1 pseudogene is annotated in these 540 nt (G+C 43.3%); it reads right to left on the reverse strand.

Going from position 1 to position 540, the window contains the following annotated elements:
* Positions 1–87 precede the first annotated feature (87 nt).
* Positions 88–291 (reverse strand): annotated as a pseudogene (locus FC30_RS09310) (helix-turn-helix domain-containing protein); the annotation flags it as partial.
* Between the last annotated feature and the right edge of the window lie 249 nt (positions 292–540).

Below are 540 nucleotides of genomic sequence, written 5' to 3' on the forward strand. Positions count from 1 at the left end.
AGAGCAACGGACTCTTAATCCGTGGGTCCAGGGTTCGATCCCCTGACCACCCATCACTTTCCCCGAGAGTATATCTCGGGGATTTTTTTATGCCTGATAATTTTGGAGCCTAAACTGCTTAGGTGTCATTCCTGTGAGACGCTTGAAAGTTTTAGCGAAATGGGCGTAGTCACTAAAGCCCAATACTTGCGGGAGCTTTTGAATATCGCTGCTAGTACACAGTAACTGTTTGGCAACTGTGACCCGTTGCAAAATGATGTATTGGCGGATCGTCATCTGCAGTTCAGTTTTGAAAAGGTATCTTGATCCAGCCTAATAAAGAGAAAAAGGTTGACGAATCTACTGCGAGAAGTAAACAAAAATTAAGGCGGGCTACTCGCAAATAATTGATCGGAAAGGATCTTTGTGGTGCATTTTTAGTTTTTTACCAAAAAACTCTTGCGCTTTGGTCATTTCTTTGATATAGTATTATTCGTTGATGAAATGGGTGGTTAGCTCAGCTGGCAGAGCAACGGACTCTTAATCCGTGGGTCCAGGGTT

The sequence above is a fragment of the Ligilactobacillus animalis KCTC 3501 = DSM 20602 genome (assembly GCF_001434535.1).
In the GTDB taxonomy this organism is placed as follows: domain Bacteria; phylum Bacillota; class Bacilli; order Lactobacillales; family Lactobacillaceae; genus Ligilactobacillus; species Ligilactobacillus animalis.